The sequence below is a fragment of the Pedococcus sp. P5_B7 genome, from assembly GCF_054049895.1.
Window position 1 is genome coordinate 213064 of sequence record NZ_JBFULM010000005.1, and the last position, 17526, is coordinate 230589.

Genomic DNA, 17526 nt, shown 5'->3' on the forward strand with positions numbered 1-17526 from the left:
TCTGGCCAACTTCACTCGTCAGGGATCGCTCGCGCCAGGGCCTGCCTGGCGCACGCCGTGTTGTAGGCGCGGTTGGTGAACGCGGGGGGTTCGGTGACGTCAGACGCGACCGGCTCCCGCCGCTGAGGCGCCAATCAGAGCCGCTGTACTGCCGAAGACGTTCTCGCCGGCACCCATCTCTGCGTGGGCACGTCCAATTTCGCCGAACGAGATCGTGCGTCCAAGGCAGGGATCCAATGAACCTTCGACGACCAGCTTGTTGTAGTCGATGGCTTGCTGGTCGTTGGTTCCGTGCGAGCCCTGGAACCGCTTCTGGCGCGTCCAGTGGTAACGCAGGTCGACCATTGCGTCGAACCCGGTGGTGCCTGCACAGATGACGACCATGCCGCCCGGTTGGCACACAAATATGCTGGTCGCAATCGTGGCCGCGCCCGGGTGCTCGAAGACGATCGCGGGATCGGTGCGCGACCCGACGATGTCCCACACGGCCTTGCCAAACTTGCGCGCCTCGCCCGTCCAGACTCGCTGCCCATCCTTGTCATCCACCAAGGGCGGGATTCCCCAGTGTGTGAAATCATTGCGATTGATCGTGCCGGCCGCGCCGAACTTCATGGCGTACTCAGCGCGGTCAGGACGCGACACGACCGCAACTGGAATCGCGCCGGCCAAGCGTGCGATCTGGATGGCCTGGGTGCCGAGGCCGCCCGAGCCCCCCCAGATGAGGACGACGTCGTCCTTCTGGACGGTGTTGCCAGACCAGCCGTGGAGCATCCGGTAGGCAGTTGTGCCGACGAGCGTCGGCGCAGCAGCCTCTTCCCAAGTGAGGTGCGGTGCCTTCGGGAGGACTTGGTGCTCTTGTACGCGGGTGAACTGTCCGAACGAGCCGTAGTTGGTGTCGTATCCATAGATCTTGGCCGACGGCGCGATCATCGCGTCTTTGCCGCCCGTGATCCACGGGTCATTCTCGTCCCACCAACCTGGGTGGACGATGACGTGTTGCCCGACCTCGACCGTGGTGACGTCCTCACCAACGGCGTAGACGATGCCCGATGCGTCGGAGCCGCCCACGTGGAAGTCTTCGGTCTCTCCCTGACGCTGCCGCGTCGCGATCTGGTCTACGGGGTATCCGCGCGCTGCCCACACGTTGTTGTAGTTGATGCCAGCGGCCATGACCGCGATCAGGACCTCTTTGGGGCCGATCGCAGGAGTTTCGACCACCTCGGAGACAAACGCCGTCAGGGGGTCGCCGAACCGGTCCTGGCGTACCGTCTGAGCGTGCATGTACTGCGGAACTTCACCCACCGGCGGGAGGCTTCCGATCGGGAATGCGTCGGTGCCCCGGGTGGCAACAACACGACGTTCGATGGTTGCCTCGCTGCTGACCATGGGTGGCTCCTTGGTGTATAGTTAGATGTTCATCGAACAGTGATTCGCTGGAATCATCGCTGAGGGGTGCCCGTGTTGTCAATGAGCCTCCTGCACTCCCGGTAGGGAAATATGCGTGCTGGGTGGGCGGAAGACCAATAGTTGCGGACACCCGACTTGTAGTAAAGTTGCCTAACAATCCGACTGGCCCCATACCAAGGAGGCCCAGAGGCAGGAGTGAGTGTTGCACGTGGCTGGCGGCGCAGAATGAGTTCGGACCAGGACACCTCCTACACGCTGGGTCAGCTCGACCGATTCTTCCGTCCCCGGACCATCGCGATCGTCGGTGCGAGCGAACGCCAGCCCCGGTCGAACAATGCCGTCGAATCCATGAAGGGCAGCGATCTCGAGCTCTACTTCGTCAACCCGACGCGTGACACCCTCTACGGCGACATCGCATATCCGAACTTGGCCGCCATCGACCAGAAGATCGACGCGGTCCTGTCTCTCGTACCTGCGTCCGCGGCGACGCAGGTGGCAGCGGAGGCCCACGAGGCGGATGCGGGTGGCATCGTGGTCGTTGCAAGCGGATTTGGAGAAGTGCCTGGTGAGGGTCCTCGTTTGCAGCGTCAGCTCGCCTCGGCAGCCGCCAGCATGCCCCTGCTTGGACCCAACTGCAATGGATTCGTGCGTCCCGTGTCGCGGGCGCGTCTGACCGGTGCACCGCTGCTGCCGTGCCCCGCCGGAAACATCGGGGTTGTTACCCACAGTGGCGCCCTGCTGCCTTCATTCGGTGTTGCTGCGCAGGCTCGCGGACTCGGGTTCAGCTCCATCATCTCGACGGGCAACGAGATGTCGCTTGACGTGGCCGATTGCCTACAGTTCTACACCACCGACGACGAGACACAGTGCGTCCTGCTGGCACTCGAAGCGATTCGCCGTCCTAAGGCCTTCTTCGCGGCCCTCGATGCCATCATCAGCGCCGGCAAGCCGGTCATCGCCCTCAAACTCGGTCGCAGCGTTCGCGGAAGCCAGCTGGCGAGTTCGCACACCGGCGCGCTGGCGGGCGAAGCGGCCGTCTATGCGGCGGCGCTTCAGCAGCACGGTGTTGTGCTAGCCGAGGACATTCCCGATCTGCTCGACCGCGTAAGCATCCTGTCGCAGGTCCCGTCCTCGCGGTGGAGCGCCGTCACGGGCATCGCGGGAGTCTCGCTCTCGGGTGGCTGGGCGACATTGGCCAGCGATCTGGCGTCAGACGAGTCCCTCGAGATCCCGATGATCGAAGACGTCCGCCCCGAGCTCGAGGCAGTACTAGGCCCGCGCTCGGTTCTGAACCCCATGGACCTCACGGGCTTCGCGCAGGGCAACGGCGACGTCATAGGCGCTGTCGTCGGCACCATGGCCAGTGCAGCTGCCGTCGATGCATTAGTCATCCACGCCTTCTTGACCGACCCCGGCGAGACCATCAGCAGGCCATTTGCGGAGGCGGCCATCGCCACGGCGGCGGCCCGCGACATCCCCGTGATCTTGTCGTCGGTCGAGGACGCGGACCCGGGCTCTTGGGTCTTGGGCCTGCTGGGCACAGACGTCGCTCTCGGTCGCGGACTCCGCCAGACACTGCGAGGTCTGTCCTCGATGCGTGACTTCGCGAACGCGCGTTCGCACCTGCTCAATCAGGGCTCACATGCCTCCGACGTGACGATCGCTGCGCCTGACGAGGCCGATGTCATAGTCAGCCAGGCCACCAGGATGCTGACCTTTGACGCCACCATGAGGCTGCTCGCCGAGGCAGGCGTGCCGGTGGCTCCTTACGTCGTCCTGCTCCCCGCCGCAGCCGTGCCCCCGACGCTCCCTTTCCCTGGACCCTACGTCGTCAAACTGGCCGATGTGCCGCACCGAACTGACATCGGCGCCGTACGGATCGGTGTGCAAACCTCAGACCTTGCGGCGGTGGTCAACGAGCTTCGAACCCTCGGGTCTGGCCTCGACCTTCCCACCTCCGTGGCCGTCCAGCCTCTGGTGAAGATCGGCGGCGAGGCCTTCGTAGGCGTCGAGGGCAGGACTGACCTTGGCCCTTTCGTGGCCGTTGGTATCGGTGGCATCTTCGTCGAAGCGCTCTCTAAGTTCGCAGGTCGCCTCGCTCCCCTGCGTCAGCACGACGCGGAGCAGATTCTCGAGCAGCTCGCCGACATCGGGGTGTTCGAGGGCTTGCGAGGTCAGCAGGCCTGGGACCGCGAGAAGCTGGAAACCCTGTTGGTCTCGGTCGGCCGACTGGCCAGCGGGAGTGTCGACTGGTTGGAGTCGCTAGACATCAACCCGTTGGTCGTGACCGAGAACGGCTATATAGCCGTCGATGGCCTCTGCATCGTGGCTCCCGACGGGCAGTCATGACTAAGGGTCCTGGACGACAGGCGGCGACCTACGAGCACATCGTGTACTCAGTCGTTGACGGTGTGGGTCGCGTCATCCTGAATCGGCCAGACAAGCTCAATACGCTCGGAGTCGGTCCAACGTCGAACCGTGCGGAGATTCTCGACGCCCTGCACCGTGCCGAGCAGGACGATGCCGTCGGTTGCACCCTCATAACGGCCAACGGCAGCGCCTTCTGCGCGGGAGGCGATCTCCTGGCTGCGCCGGGTCCGGAGCGCGTCGACGGCCCGACCGATATCGATACAGAGGTCGTCGACTTCTTTGTCGCCCTCGGCGACCTGCAGAAGGTTGTCGTCGCAGGGGTTCATGGCCTATGTCTCGGTGCCGGCGTGGGGCTGCTCGCGCAGTGCGACATTGTCATCTCCTCCTGCGACGCCCGCTTCGGCTTAGTCGAAGGCAGACTGGGCTACCCGGGCGCCACCGAGCTCGTCTCGGTCATCGGTCCAGCGTGGTCGAAGTTCCTTCTCCTGACGGGGGAGATGATCGGTGCGTCAGTCGCGGAGCGCATCGGGCTCGTCCTGACGACGGTCGAGCCGTCCGACCTTGAGGAAGCGGCGCTCGATCTCGCAAGGCGCATCGCCTCCACCCCACGAGCCAACGCCAGGCTCAACAAGCGGACCATCTCCGCCGTGGCGGACGCGATGGGCCGACGCGACGGGCGCCGCGTCGGAAGAGCCCTGGACGTCGAGACGCGCGCAGCCGCGAGGCGTGCAGAGGCCCCGGACGGGCGCCGATTCACCGACATCCTCAGCTCTGAGGGAATCGAAGGCATGAAGCGTGCGCGCGACCTGCAGTTCACGGGGTCGTGGCTTAAGCGCTACGTCACTGACACGGCACACAGGACCAGCCGGAACGAGGACCAAACATGAACTCTGACACAGCACTGACATCTAGCACTCCCGTGCTCATCGTGGGCGGCGGCCCAGTCGGGTTCGCCGTCGCGCTCGACCTGGGTCAGCGGGGCATCCAAACCACCATCGTCGAGCAGGACGCCGGCACAGGCTTGGTCGTGCTGACCAAGGCCGGCGTCCTCAACGAGCGGTCGATGGAGCTCTGCCGCAGGTGGGGCATAGCCGAGGCCGCGAAGAACGTGGGGTTCCCCGACGACCATCCACGTGACGTCTTCTACTGCACTTCGCTCAACAACGGCTTCCTGCTCGGGCGCGACGCGCTCGAGTCGACCGATGACCGTCGAGTGCCTGAGCAGACAGCCGAGATGTTGCGCAAGTGCCCGCAGTTCAAGTTCGACCCCATCATTGCCGAGGCGGCGATCGCCACGGGCATGGTCGACGTAATGTACTCAACCAAGTTCCGCGGTATGCACCAAGATGACGACGGCGTGACTGTCCAACTCGAGGATCTTGCAACCGGCGCAAGGAAGGAGGTGCGCACCCGTTACCTCATCGGATGCGACGGTGCAGGCAGTCTTGTCAGGCAGTCGGTCAACATCGACTTCTCGGGCGACCAGCTCGACTACTCGGTCACGGCGATGATCCGTATCGAGAACCTCGAGTACTACCACCCGCACGGGCGCGGCGAGCGATACCTAATGATCGACGAGAAGGGGGTGTGGGGCAACTTCGTCGCGTGCGACGGGCAGGCGCTCTACAAGCTCACAGTGGTTGGATCCGAGGAGAAACTTCAACTCGACGTCGCCGACATCGAGGCACTGATGCTTCGCGTGCTGGGTCGCGATGACGTGCCCTTCGAGGTGCTGCGAGTGCTGCCGTGGCGTCGCAGCCACTTCGTGGCGGACCGCTACCGCGAGGGCCGAGTGCTGATCGCCGGCGATGCCTGCCACACGATGTCACCGACAGGTGGGCACGGCCTCAACACCGGCCTTGGCGACGTGAGCGACCTGACCTGGATGCTCCAGGCCCTCCTTGAGGGGTGGGGCGGTCCGGAGCTGCTCGACGCTTACACGATCGAGCGCCGACCCGTGGCGATCCGGAACGGCGGAAGCTCGACCAAGAACTACGTCTCCTGGACGAATCGGTCCGGGCGTGACCTGATTCTGCAGGACACCCCCGAAGGCGAGGCTCAGCGGCATGCTGTCTACCAGGAGATGAGCGCTCAGCTCGTCCAGGAGTGGTACTCGCTCGGCATCGGCATGGGCTACCGCTACGAGGGCTCGCCACTAATCGTCGACGATGGCAGTCCGTCGACGAAGGATGACCCAATCGAGTACGTACAGACCGCCAAGCCGGGCCATCGCGCCCCCCACGTCTGGCTCGACGACAACGTGTCGATTATCGACCTGTTCGGCGATGGCTTTGTGCTTCTCGATTTCTGCGACGACAACGGCATGGCTGATCCAATCGTCTCGGCAGCCGCCGATGCCGGTCTGCCGCTGACGGTGCATCAAATCGACTCGAAGCGGGCCGCCGAGCTGTACAAGACCAAGCTCGCCCTCGTTCGCCCCGATGGCATCGTGGCGTGGCGCGGTGACACGGCCCCGCTGGACCCTCGCGAGATGGTTGACGTGGTGCGAGGATTCGCGCCCGCACACGTCACTTCCTGAGGCCCCACCGTACAGCCTTGTTCTCGGCTCTCAGCGTGAGGCCGCAGGCATCAGGCTTCTACAGCTGAATCCTCGGTAACCCTCAGCGGCCACTTCGTCGCACAACACCCGGTACGGGCCTATTCCACCTGCGTAAGGCAGGAAGACGCGCGGCTTGCCCGGGATGTTGCCTCCGTTGTACCACGAGGCGGCATGGACGTAGATAGTCCTGTCGGCCACCTCGTTCACGTGCTCGACCCACTCTGCCTGCGACGAGGGTTCGGCCTCGATGGTGGCGTAGTCGTTCTTCACGAGGTCGTCAATGCATCGCACGATCCAATCGACGTGCTGCTCGATCGAGACCGCCATATTTGTCAGCACCGAGGGACTTCCGGGGCCGGTGACGATGAACATATTGGGGAATCCGCTGACCATCAGACCGAGGTAGTTCATAGGCCCGTCCCGCCAGGCGTCGACGAGCTTCGCGCCGTTGCGTCCCTGGATGTTGATCTGCGTCAATGCTCCCGTCAACGCGTCATAGCCGGTGGCAAAGATGAGGGCATCGAGCGGATGAAGGCCCGACACCGTGCGGATGCCCTCGGCCTCGATTTGCTCGATGGGATCATCGCGCAAATCGACCAGCGTCACATTGGGCCGGTTGTACGTCTCGTAATAGTTGGTGCCAATGACGAGGCGTTTGGCCCCGAGCGGGTAGGTCGGCAGCAGGCGTTCTGCGACCTGTGGATCGTCCACGGCCTCGCGCACCTTGCCTCGCACGTATTCGGCAGCGGTGGCGTTGGAGTCCATGTTGACCAGCAGGTCGTTGAAGGCGTGCAAGAAGTTGACGCCCCCGCGTGCCCACCGCCGGTCATACTCGGCGATGCGCTCATCCTCGGAGACGTCGACGGCGCCGAGATCGGAGAACTCGAACGAGATGGTGCCGATCAGCTTGGCCTCGGCGCGGTGCTCTGCATAACGGGCCTTGAACTCCCTCTGCACGTCGTCATCGAGCGGACCGTTTCGCGCCGGAATGACGTAGGCAGGCGTGCGCTGGAACACTGAGAGGTGGGCTGCCTGTTCTGCGATGAGGGGGATCGACTGCACACCGGACGACCCGGTTCCGATGACGCCCACCCGCAGGCCGGAGAAGTCGGCGCCATCGTGGGGCCACGTGCCGGTGTGGAAGATTGGCTTCTCGAAGGACTCGACTCCCGGGATGTCGGGGGTCCTCGGCGCCGAGAGCGAGCCGCTGGCCATCACCAGCCACTGGCACGTCAGGACCCGGCCGTTGGCGGTCGCGATCGTCCAGCGCCCTGTCGTCTCGTCGTAGACAGCGTCAGTGACGCTCGTCGTGAACTGGATGTGCTTCCGCAGGTCGAACCGCTCTGCGACGTGGCGGAGGTAGGCGAGGATCTCGTGCTGAGGCGCGAACTTCTCGCTCCACACCCAATCCTGCTGGAGGCCGTCGTCGAAGCTGTAGGAATATTGCAGGCTCTCGACGTCGCACCTAGCCCCGGGGTATCGGTTGTGGTACCACACACCGCCGACGTCGCTGCCGGCCTCGAAGCCTTGGACCTCGAGCCCCTTCTCGCGCAGTAAGTAGAGCGCGTACAGGCCCGCGAACCCGGCGCCGACGACGATCGCGTCGACGTGCCGGGGTGTTGAGTTTGAGATCTGCACGGCTGTGCTCTCCTTATTTGGCGAAGGCCTGAGGAAGGGGTCCCACCTGGCGTCGGCGCCAACGGTTGTGCGGGGCAGATCGTGCCCGGCACGTGGCCCCTTCACGGGTCATGGGATGTCTTCAGGCCGGGGGTGGATCGAGTGGTCAGCTTGCGCGGTAGTAGCCAAGTGCGCGAAGGGCGGCTTCGTCGGACGCGCAGAACAACTGCGCGGCTTCGTCGGTCTGGTGCTCGACGGTCGCCCAGATCGGAGCGACGACCGTGTCGCCGCGCGACCATTCGAACGCGGCGCCGTCAACAGTCGTGCGCCCCGAACCCTCCATGGCAACGAAGATGCGGTTGGCACCCCGCTGAGCCTCAGTCGTGGTGCCGGCCGGGAGGGACGTGACGGTCAGGGTCATCGTGGGGATTCCCGCGGTGGGCAGGCCGATCGTTTTTGTGCCGTCTGCTGCAGCAGTGGCTTCGGCGAGATCGGCGGCGATGTCAGCAGCCGTCAGCCGGTAGGGGGACGTCTCTACAGAGTTGGTGGGAGCCTGGACGCCGTCGGGGTGCTCTTCGTAGAACATCGCCTCTGTCAGGTGGACAAAGGCCAGGTCGAGGATGTCGAGCCAGTAGCCTGCCTCGGTACCCTCGTGGCCGTGGCCGTGCCACATGCCCCCTGGCGTCAGGACTATGTCGCCCGTCTCCATCGGGATCTTGACGCCGTCGACGACCGAGTACGAGCCGATCGAATCGACGATGACGCGCAGAGCGTGTGCCGAGTGGCGGTGCGACGGCGCGACCTCGCCCGGAAGGATCATCTGGTATGCGCACGCGAACGTGCGAAGCGTGGCGAAGTCGTTGCCGTCGGTGGGGTTGCGCATGACGAGGTTGCGGCGTTCAGCCAGCTCGACGTCGATCAGGCCGCCGGCGACGTCGAGGGCGGCGTGGGCGTCGGCATAACTCCAGTGATGGCTGCCGAACGCCGAGTTTGGACGCGGCCAGAAAAGCGGAGTCTCTCGGCCAATCCAGCCGGGCGTGAGCTCGAGTGAGTCAGCCTGCTCGTAGAGGTCTTCCAGTGTCGCCACCATATCGTGCCTTCTTTTGTAGTGAGTACTGCGATTAACGGTCGGCCGTGACATTGACGATCAACTCGCCCAAGCCAGCGCACCCAGCGACGACCACGTCTCCTGGGTGTAGCTCGCTGACACCGGCTGGGGTGCCGGTCATGATGATGTCGCCGGGAAACAACGTGTACATCGAAGATGCCAGCTCGATGAGCTCCTGAGTGTTTACGAGCATCCCGTCTGTGCCAGATCTCTGGCGTTCGTCGCCGTTTACCGTCAGCCAGAGCTCGAGCGCACTAGGATCGGGTATCTCGTCGACAGTCGTGAGCCACGGTCCGATCGTCGCGAAAGTGTCGGCCGACTTGCGGTAACTGCGCTCCTCCTTGCCGCGGACCGTGATGTCGAGGCTGATGCAGTATCCGGCCACATATTCGAGCGCCGACGCGGCGTCTACCTTGCGTGCCTGACGTCCGATCACAACTCCGAGCTCGACCTCGTGATCGATGCGTCGCCCATCAGCGGGCAGATGGACTCCGGTGAGTTCGTCGCCGAGTGACGAAGTAGCTTTCAGGAACAGACCAAGCTCAAGCGGAGGATGGGACATGCCCTCAACCTGCTGGTGGTGCACGCCGTGGTTGACCTCGGGCTTGGATGCGTCAAGGTCGATGTGTGCGCGGTAGTTCGCCGGGGCAGCCAGGATCTTGCTGGGGCAGGTCACGAAGTGCTCGAAGCGGATGTCGCGTCGGTTGTGCACAGGCAGGTCGACAGGAACATCCGTAAGGATTTCGCGGATGCGCGGGAGAGCCTCGATGAGTGGGTCGCCGAAACCCCTGAACCAGCGGGGTTGCTCGAGCGACTCCAGAACGAAGGTGACGTCGAGGACATTGTCCTCGACGACCAGTCCGAGCCGATCGCGGTCGAAGCGTCCCAGTTTCATGAGCTGGCTCCACCCGATCTGCGCTCGCCCGACAAGGTCTGAGAGTCGCTTGGCGTATCGAGCAGGCCCACGCTGGCAAGTCCTTCTTCTCAAGTCGACGGAATTCGAACAATACGCCTCGCGTCAAGCCCGTGCAAGAGCCGTCCCATCCGGAACACTGCAGACCCATCGGCCCCGGAAGCATCACCTCCCAGACACGGAAGGGCACCCGTCGTTGACGGGGAGATCTGTGCTCTAGTTCAATGGTTGTGGCGTCACTCTGGGGTGCGGCAGCCACCTGAACGAGGCTTGTGACAACAAGTCCGACCACGTCGCGATCGGACCGCGGCGGTCAAACGAATTCGAATGATAAGTTTGCAACGGTCGAATATTGACGCAGCCAATACTTCGCCGTAGCCTCCCCAAGTGTGGCCTGCACCATGTGTGTGCGGTCACGCGTTGAATGTGCCAACACGAGTGGCCCTGCGCCGCCTCGGGTCATCCGCACATCGATGTCGACAGACCGAGTGACGGGCTAGCGCATTGAGGGCTTAGGCCACCCGGGAAACGTCACCCCGACAAGGTGGCGCACTTCTCAAAGAAGAGAACGAACTGAGGATCATGACACCGACCGACGAATATGACGTCATCATCATTGGTGCCGGTGTGGCTGGCCTGCACCAGCTCCACTCGGCCCTTCAGGACGGACTTCGCGTCCGCGTGATCGAGGCAGCAGAAGGGGTCGGAGGCACGTGGTGGTGGAACCGCTACCCCGGATGCCGATTCGACACTGAGAGCTACACGTACGGTTACCTGTTCTCAGAAGAGCTGTACCGGGACTGGCGTTGGTCCGAGCATTTCGCAGGTCAGCCCGAGACCGAGGCTTACCTGAACTTCGTTGCCGATCGTCTGGACCTTCGTCGCCACATGGACCTGGGTTGTCGTGTCGTGCACATGTCGTTCGACGAAACTTCGAACACGTGGTCGGTCAGAACTGATGACGGTCGCACCTTGGTGACCCAGTTTGTCATCACGGCCGTCGGACGGCTGTCGATCCCACAATACCCGTCGATCCCGGGCAGTGAAGACTACCGCGGCGAGATCTATCACACCGGCGAGTGGCCGCACGATCCTGTGAAGCTCGAGGGTCGGAAGGTGGCCGTGATCGGCGTTGGTTCGAGCGGGATCCAGGTCGCTACTGCCATCGCGCCAGAGGTCGGCGTGTTGACGGTCTTCCAGAGCACGCCCAACTGGTGCGTTCCCCTACACAACACCCCAATCGACGACGATGAATGGAACGAACTCCTAGGTCGACGCGAAGAGATCCTGGCGATCTGCAATGACTCGCCGTCGGGCACGGTCCATCGCGCCACGAGCCTTGCCGCGCATGATCTGACTCCCAACCAGCGCCTCCAGTTCTACGAGCGTCTCCTCGAACAGCCGGGCTTTGCCAAACTGTTCGGAAACTTCACGGAACTCACGCGCGACGAAGAGATCAATGCGGAGTTCTGCAGTCTGCTGGCCGCCAATATCCGCTCGCGCGTAAAAGATCCGGAGACCGCCGAGAAGCTCATCCCGACGCACGGATACGGAGTGCGGCGTCCGCCGCACGACGACGGCTACTACGAGATCTTCAACCAGCCCAACGTCCGGCTGGTCCATCTTCCGACTGAACCGATCATGACGATGAATTCCACTGGCATCGTGACAGAGAAGGACCAGTACGACGTCGACGTCATCATCTATGCCACTGGGTTCGACGCCATCACCGGGGCCCTCGAGCGTCTCGACATCACCGCTGGTGGGCTCAGTCTCAAGGACGAGTGGGCAGACGGACCCGATACGTGGCTCGGCCTGCAGAGCCCAGGCTTTCCGAACCTGTTCTTCCTCAACGGCCCCCAGAGTGGTGGCGCGAACATGCCGCGCTCCATAGGCCCACAGGTCGAGTTCTTGTCGAGGTTGATCCGACACGTCCGCAACATCGGCCAGCAGCGTGTGGACGTGACGCGCGAATCGGCCGAGGCTTGGACCGACCACGTGCTCGAGAGCATCTCCGGAACCCTGGCCGCCAAGGCCATGGAAGGCTGGGCCTACGGAACAAACACCCCGGGCAAGCGAGTCGTGTTCCGTTCGTATGGCGGCGGTCTGGCCATGTACCTCAAGAAGCTCGAAGCCAGTGAAAACGGGTACTGGGACGGATTCGTCTTCTCCGGGTCCGACATCGCCGACCGGGCAGCCAAGGTCGAGGTCGGCTCATGAAACTTACGCTCGAGGACAAGGTCGTCGTCGTCACGGGAGCCGGTCAAGGTCAGGGATTCCAAGAGGTCCAGGAGCTGATCAAGCACGGCGCGAACGTCTACGCCTGCGACGTCCAGTGGCCCAACACACTGCCTGAGAGCGACCAACTGCGGCAGATAACGATGGACGTCTCGTCCGAGGCGGCCTGGACGGGACTTGCAGACCAGATTCGCACGACAATCGGTAGGGTGGACGGGCTGGTCAACAATGCAGCCATGAACTCGCGTACACCCATTGGGCAGGTAACGTCAGCCGAGATGGACCGTGTCCTGGCCGTAAACCTGAAGGGCCCGCTGTTCGCGATTCAGTCGCTCGCTCCTCTCATGGGGCAGGGTGCATCGATCGTCAACGTCGGCTCGATCGCCGCTGTGTCGGCGTTCGGCGGGGTCGCATACACGTCGAGCAAGTGGGCACTTCGGGGCCTTACCCGAGTCGCTAGCATGCACTACGGAGCCGACGGCATCCGAGCCAATCTGGTGAATCCCGGGCTCATCGAGACCCCGATGACCGCGTCGATTCTGCCGACCTTCCGCGAGACTGTGCTTAGAAGCATCCCCCTGAACCGGTTGGGCCTGCCTGCCGACCTGGCCAATGTAGTGCTGTTCCTGCTGTCAGACGAGGCTGCGTACGTGAGTGGTGCCGAGATCAACGTCGACGGCGGCTACGCCGGTCACGTCGGAGCCAAGCCCGGCTATGACACCTGGAACGTCAGGGGCTGAGGTGTCTGCGGCCTCGACGACAGCGCGCCCTCTACACCGTGTGGACGCCGAGTTGCGTCCCGTGCTAGAGGCGTATCTTCGGGTGCGGCCCGACTGGAATGCAGATTCGATAGCTGGCATCAGGGCTGCCACCGCGGCACCACTGCTACCGACAGGGACCTACGGGACGATCGAGATCGACGACGCGGAAGCATTCAGGCCAGATGGGTCGACGCTGTCGCTTCGGACCTACGTCCCCGTCAGTGTCGACCATCCCGCCGCACTCTTGTGGATCCACGGCGGCGGCATGGTGAGCGGTTCGGTGGGGCAGGAGGAGCCGTCCGTTTTGGCGCTTGCCGACGAAGCTGGCATCGCTATCGTGTCGGTCGAGTACCGGTTGGCACCAGAGCATCAGTACCCCGCCCAGGTCGACGATTGCCGGCTGGCTTGGGCCTGGCTGCACGACAACACGGCTATGCTCGGCGTCGATCCTCAGCGTCTGTGTATCGGCGGAAGCAGCGCAGGGGCGGGGCTCGCCGCTGTGTTGAGCATCAACCTACGAGATCACGGCGGAGCAGCGCCGATCTTTCAACTGCTCATCTATCCTATGCTTGACGACCGGAACACGAAGGTGTCGAAGGACAGTCTCGACCTTGCTTGGAACGTCGACTCGAACCGATTCGGCTGGACGTCGTACATTGGCAGGCATGCAGGTACGGATCACGTTCCCGACGGAGTGGTGCCGGCTCGCTGTGACGACCTAGCCGGCCTACCGCCTGCATTCATCGATGTGGGTGATCTCGACATCTTCCGCGACGAGGCGGTCGCGTACGCAAATCGCCTCATGCAAGCGGGCGTCTCGACCGAGCTGCACGTCCATCCAGGGGCCTATCACGCGTTCGACCGCATCGCCCCCGATGCGGAGATCAGCCGCCATGCGCGGTCCTTGCGCACTCGGGCAGTCCGGCGGGCGATCGGCATCATCCCGGCGGTGACCTCATAAACGACGACGCGCGACTGGCGGCATCCTTGCGAACCATCGTCGACAAGGCGGAGATTCGCGATGCGCTCGAGCGTGTGGCACGCGGCGTCAGCCGGGCGGACAGTGATCTGATCAGGTCCGGATACCACGAGCCCTCGTGGGAGGAGCACGGCGGATTCCGCGGAACGGGCCAGCAGTGGGCCGATCTACCGTGGCGCGAGTCTGACGACCGCAAAATGATGCACATCGGGCTCCTCCAGACAGTCATCGACTTCGCTGAGACTGATGTCGCGTTCGTGGAGACCTTCTTCATCGCTCATGCACGCACGGGTGCGCCAATCTCCAGCACGCAGGCTGCCTCGGCACCTGAAACGGACGCCGACGACGAGTACACCTCCATCATGATCGGCCGCTATCTTGATCGGTTCGAGCGAGTCGACGGCGAGTGGCGAATTCGCGTCAGGCGTGTGGTGCTCGACGAGGCTGAGGTCGGTGTCGCCGTGCGCGATAACCCCCTGCTCACCCAGTTTCCAATCGGTGACCGATATCCGGTCGATCCGCTGTACGACCGGGACAGATTGGCACTTCCCGACCCGAGGAACAAAGAGGACGCCATGATCACAGCCACCCCTCCCTACCCACCAGTGCCGTTCGACCCCGAGCTGGAGGCTGCGCTTCCAGCGCTCCACGCGGTGATCACGCCCGACGGTGTGCAGGCCGATACGATCGAGAAATACCGCGCCGACATCCCCGGTGTCATCACCCCGAGCGATGACGACATCTCGCGGGGTGGGGCATTCGTGATCGAGCACAGGGTTATCCCCGGGCCCGCCAGCGCTCCGGACATCTCGCTCCTGATTTGTCAGCCGGCTCCTGCCAGCATTCCTGTAGCCGCCATCTACTACGTGCACGGCGGCGGCATGGTCCTGGGCGACAATCGAACCGGACTGCTCGGGGCGATCGAGTTGGCAGAGGCCGAAAACCTGGCGGTTGTGTCGGTGGAGTACCGGCTGGCACCCGAGACGCCGCACCCGGGTCCCGTCGAGGACTGCTACGCCGGCCTCGTGTGGTTGGCTGACCATGCTGCCGAACTCGGCATAGACCCCGATCGCATCATCATCTGCGGCGTGAGTGCCGGAGGGGGTTTGGCTGCCGCGACGACTCTCTTGGCGCGTGACCGAGGGGGACCCAACTTGTTTGGGCAGCTGCTCATGTGTCCAATGCTGGACGATCGCAACAACACCCCGTCGGCCACCCAGATGGTCGGTCGCGGTGCTTGGGATCGCAGCAGCAACCTGGCCGGCTGGACCGCCCTGCTCGGCGCCGCACGCGGCAGCGACAACGTGTCACCCTACGCGTCTCCGGCGCGGGCCCTTGACCTGGCGAACCTGCCGCCCACGTTCATCGACGTCGGGAGCGCCGAGACATTCCGCGACGAGGACGTGCTCTACGCCTCGCGCATCTGGCAAGCCGGAGGACGTGCAGAACTTCACGTGTGGCCCGGTGGGTATCACGGCTTCGACTCGATACTGCCTGACGCTGTCATCTCGCGTCACTGCCGCAAGGCGCGACGCAATTGGCTGTCACGTCTGCTCACGTCGGCTCTCTGAGCGGGATACGGCGACATGGAGTACTCGTGTCCCAGCATGCAATCGTCAGCGCAGGTGCCGATTGCACAATCCGTGCGACTCAGGACTCGATGGCCCTGCACGGACCCTACGGGTCGAGCGACATGCGACGGCAGTTATGTGGCCTCCACGACCGGTGGGAATGTCGGGGTCGAACTGACGAGCAATTGGTCGAGCAACAGCCGCACTTCCAACGAGAGAGCTGAGACATCAGCATCGCCAGCGAGAGCGCCTGCCGGATGCGGAACCCGGAAAAGGACCACACGTCGTTCGACTCGCCGCAGCGTGAGACGCCGTTCCCGTTCTGGGAGCAGGCATGCAGGGAGGCACCAGCCCTCTACAGCGGGGCGCTCAGGACTTGGGTGGTTACACGCTACGCCGACATCGACCGGACACTCCCCGCTCCTCAGCACGTCTGCAACCGGTTCCCGGGCGGTCAGGGCCTGAACGTACTCGAGCCCGAGGTGGTCGCGCTCCTAGAGGGGCTGCCAGCGGCCGCGTCCCCGCGGCCACCACCGAAGAAGCTAACCATGCAGGGGGTCGGTCTTCACTGCCGCCAAGGGGTCAGCGTTTGGTTGCCGTTGACATATCGCGGCGTGTTGGATCACCAGGCTTGCGAGCCGTCGAGGTTTGCCGTAAAGCTTGACCCTTCCCGCGGTCACCTGAACGACGGAGACCCAAGGGAATCGCATCTTCGGTCTCATGGTGTGGGGGGTCCCACGCAGCGTGAAGGCTGACCTCCACGGGGCGGGCTCGGCCGTCGACCCCGTGTCCGCGCGGACCGAAGCGCGGGTCGTCGGAGACGACGGCCCCGCGTCCCGAGCCCGCCACGGCTTGGGCCACCTCGGAGGTCTCGGACTCGCATACAACGGGTGGCCGAGTCCGCCCAGGGGCGACGGCCTGGTCGAGAGAGGGCGCGGGGGTGGAACTCCTGCGGTTGGCGACAGCAGCCACCGGTCAAGATTCGGCCCACGTCCACCGACTCGGCCAGCATCGCTTCTCATTTCCATTGCACACGTTCGCGAACCGAAACGTGCCGCTCAGGGAAGCATCAGGACAAGGATCAGAATCTCGTCCTCGTCCTCACCACAGCGTCGGCAATAACGAAGGGCCAACAACGTGACCCTGGCGCCGGGCAAAGCGCCGTCAACGGACCATGGAAGAACGGCGTTACGGGACGGCACGAGACCAATTGGATGCCCGTGGGTCGAGCGGGTCGGTGGTGAGTGAAGTCGCCCGCAGCGCTCGTGAGCATCGCGGCCGAGGGATCGGGCGTTGCGGAACTCGTCGGGAAGAGAACCAACACGAGCGAGAGAGCTGACAGGGAAGTCTCGAGTTTCGTCCCGTAATGCCGGCTTTCAGGTCTGACCGGGGGGCGGTCGATGCTGTGCGAGGTCGCCGTCCGACGCTGGCCTCGGCGATCCGGCTGTTGCAAGTGGCGTTGCTCGGCCCCAACCGGAGGCCCGAGTGATGTGCTCCAGCAACGGCTGGATTCGATAGTGCAACGGTGTGGTCAGCGCGAGCGACGTGTTGGAGTGCGATACACCCGGCATAGCAACGATGTGCTGGATAAGTGACTGAAGATCCGCGTGGTCGGTGGTCGCCACGCGGACAAGGAGATCCTCACGGCCGGTAATGGCGTGGACCTCTAGCACCTGAGGAATGCGCGTCAGTCTCTGCACGACGTCATCGAGTTTGCCCTGCTGGAGGGCAAGCGCCACATAGCCCTCCACCGAGACGCCGACGGCGGCAAGGTCAATCGCCGGTACATATCCCCGGAGGACGTCCAAGGCCTCAAGCCTCTGGAGACGAGCTTGGACGGTATGCCGCGTGACCCCCAGCGCGGATGCAAGCTCGACGACCCCGGCTCGAGCGTCTCGACTCAGCATGGCGAGCAGCGCACTGTCGAGTTGGTCGATGCTCACCACCATGTCCATCAGTCTGACACGGATCACCGCTCGATTCACCTATTTGCGCAGTTGAC

The 17526-nt window shown here is 63.8% G+C and carries 12 protein-coding genes; 7 read left to right on the plus strand and 5 right to left on the minus strand.

The features are described from left to right. Positions 1-99: 99 nt before the first annotated feature. Entirely contained in the window at positions 100-1386 is a 1287-nt protein-coding gene (gene ccrA, locus ACXJKD_RS13325) for a crotonyl-CoA carboxylase/reductase (protein WP_457255092.1), read from the minus strand. A gap of 246 nt (positions 1387-1632) precedes the next feature. Between ccrA and ACXJKD_RS13330 the strand changes: the two genes are divergently transcribed. The 3 genes from ACXJKD_RS13330 to ACXJKD_RS13340 are packed head-to-tail and all read left to right on the plus strand — an operon-like array spanning position 1633 to position 6316. Further along, positions 1633-3756 (plus strand): acetate--CoA ligase family protein, encoded by a 2124-nt coding sequence (locus tag ACXJKD_RS13330; RefSeq protein WP_457255093.1) that lies wholly within the window; start codon positions 1633-1635, stop codon positions 3754-3756. Between the two features lie 41 nt (positions 3757-3797). Continuing rightward, on the plus strand, positions 3798-4664 hold the full coding sequence (locus ACXJKD_RS13335) for an enoyl-CoA hydratase/isomerase family protein (protein ID WP_457255094.1): 867 nt from the start codon (positions 3798-3800) through the stop codon (positions 4662-4664). Next, the gene (locus ACXJKD_RS13340; RefSeq protein WP_457255095.1) at positions 4661-6316 is read left to right on the plus strand and encodes an FAD-dependent monooxygenase; all 1656 of its coding nucleotides are present in this window, start codon (positions 4661-4663) and stop codon (positions 6314-6316) included. Before ACXJKD_RS13335 ends, ACXJKD_RS13340 begins: the two co-directional genes overlap by 4 nt. Positions 6317-6346: 30 nt before the next feature. On the opposite strand, the gene ACXJKD_RS13345 is transcribed toward ACXJKD_RS13340, so the two are convergent. The 3 genes from ACXJKD_RS13345 to ACXJKD_RS13355 form a co-directional block, all read right to left on the minus strand. Continuing rightward, positions 6347-7975, minus strand: a complete 1629-nt coding sequence (locus ACXJKD_RS13345) for a flavin-containing monooxygenase (RefSeq protein ID WP_457255096.1) — start codon at positions 7973-7975, stop codon at positions 6347-6349. A gap of 145 nt (positions 7976-8120) precedes the next feature. After that, on the minus strand, positions 8121-9044 hold the full coding sequence (locus tag ACXJKD_RS13350) for a cupin domain-containing protein (RefSeq protein ID WP_457255097.1): 924 nt from the start codon (positions 9042-9044) through the stop codon (positions 8121-8123). A gap of 31 nt (positions 9045-9075) precedes the next feature. Further along, positions 9076-9957: a fumarylacetoacetate hydrolase family protein gene (locus ACXJKD_RS13355; protein WP_457255098.1), complete on the minus strand. Its 882-nt coding sequence runs from the start codon at positions 9955-9957 to the stop codon at positions 9076-9078. Between the two features lie 600 nt (positions 9958-10557). On the opposite strand from ACXJKD_RS13355, the gene ACXJKD_RS13360 reads away from it, so the two are divergent. The 4 genes from ACXJKD_RS13360 to ACXJKD_RS13375 are packed head-to-tail and all read left to right on the plus strand — an operon-like array spanning position 10558 to position 15524. Beyond that, positions 10558-12195 carry a flavin-containing monooxygenase gene (locus ACXJKD_RS13360; RefSeq protein WP_457255100.1) on the plus strand — a complete coding sequence of 546 codons (1638 nt, stop codon included), beginning with the start codon at positions 10558-10560 and terminating at the stop codon, positions 12193-12195. Beyond that, positions 12192-12953, plus strand: a complete 762-nt coding sequence (locus ACXJKD_RS13365; RefSeq protein ID WP_457255101.1) for an SDR family NAD(P)-dependent oxidoreductase — start codon at positions 12192-12194, stop codon at positions 12951-12953. The genes ACXJKD_RS13360 and ACXJKD_RS13365 overlap by 4 nt, the downstream gene beginning before the upstream one ends. 40 nt (positions 12954-12993) lie before the next feature. After that, positions 12994-13935 (plus strand): alpha/beta hydrolase, encoded by a 942-nt coding sequence (locus ACXJKD_RS13370; RefSeq protein ID WP_457255102.1) that lies wholly within the window; start codon positions 12994-12996, stop codon positions 13933-13935. A 26-nt stretch (positions 13936-13961) separates the two neighbouring features. Next, complete coding sequence (locus ACXJKD_RS13375; RefSeq protein WP_457255103.1) at positions 13962-15524, plus strand: alpha/beta hydrolase fold domain-containing protein; 1563 nt, start codon at positions 13962-13964, stop codon at positions 15522-15524. 1376 nt (positions 15525-16900) lie between these two features. Here ACXJKD_RS13375 and ACXJKD_RS13380 read toward each other — a convergent pair. Further along, positions 16901-17473, minus strand: a complete 573-nt coding sequence (locus tag ACXJKD_RS13380) for an Lrp/AsnC family transcriptional regulator (protein WP_457255104.1) — start codon at positions 17471-17473, stop codon at positions 16901-16903. Positions 17474-17526 lie beyond the last annotated feature (53 nt).

Coding starts and splice junctions, on each gene's coding strand:
- ccrA (WP_457255092.1), bottom strand. CDS start 1,386: ATGGTCAGCAGCGAGGCAACCATCGAACGTCGTGTTGTTGCCACCCGG.
- ACXJKD_RS13330 (WP_457255093.1), top strand. CDS start 1,633: ATGAGTTCGGACCAGGACACCTCCTACACGCTGGGTCAGCTCGACCGA.
- ACXJKD_RS13340 (WP_457255095.1), top strand. CDS start 4,661: ATGAACTCTGACACAGCACTGACATCTAGCACTCCCGTGCTCATCGTG.
- ACXJKD_RS13350 (WP_457255097.1), bottom strand. CDS start 9,044: ATGGTGGCGACACTGGAAGACCTCTACGAGCAGGCTGACTCACTCGAG.
- ACXJKD_RS13355 (WP_457255098.1), bottom strand. CDS start 9,957: ATGAAACTGGGACGCTTCGACCGCGATCGGCTCGGACTGGTCGTCGAG.
- ACXJKD_RS13360 (WP_457255100.1), top strand. CDS start 10,558: ATGACACCGACCGACGAATATGACGTCATCATCATTGGTGCCGGTGTG.
- ACXJKD_RS13365 (WP_457255101.1), top strand. CDS start 12,192: ATGAAACTTACGCTCGAGGACAAGGTCGTCGTCGTCACGGGAGCCGGT.
- ACXJKD_RS13380 (WP_457255104.1), bottom strand. CDS start 17,473: ATGGTGGTGAGCATCGACCAACTCGACAGTGCGCTGCTCGCCATGCTG.